1 protein-coding gene is annotated in these 397 nt (G+C 35.3%); it reads right to left on the bottom strand.

Annotation, left to right across the window (positions count from 1 at the left end):
• Positions 1–329: alcohol dehydrogenase catalytic domain-containing protein (locus CD129_RS09615; protein ID WP_170167690.1), on the bottom strand; the 329-nt coding region annotated here is incomplete at its 3' end.
• Positions 330–397: the final 68 nt, after the last annotated feature.

The raw sequence follows: 397 nt of genomic DNA, 5'->3' as shown, positions 1-397 counted from the left end.
TAAAGATCAATATTTTCTTCTTTTTCACGATTTGAAACTGTAGGATTAATGACAACACGATCGCCTTTATTAAATTTTGTAACCTTAGAACCAATATCATCTACTACACCTGCAAATTCGTGGCCTAATGTAACGGGCGCTTTTTGGCCAAGGAACGGGTCAGGTTTGTCTGTTGAAATAAATATAGGGCCTTCTAAGTATTCATGTAAATCTGTCCCACAAATGCCAGCCCAAGACACTTTAACTTGAACCTCATTATCTTGTAACTCTTTAGATTTTCGATCTTCAACTCGTACATCCTTTTGACCATACCAAACTGCTGCTTTCATTGATAAAACCTCCTTGTTTTAGTTAATTTAATAGTATACCTTTTAAAAGTTACTTTGCAACAGAACCA

The sequence above is a fragment of the Mammaliicoccus fleurettii genome (assembly GCF_003970575.1).
In the GTDB taxonomy this organism is placed as follows: Bacteria; Bacillota; Bacilli; order Staphylococcales; family Staphylococcaceae; genus Mammaliicoccus; species Mammaliicoccus fleurettii.
Note: the sequence above shows the minus strand (reverse complement) of the source record. Positions and strands in the feature narration are given on the sequence as shown.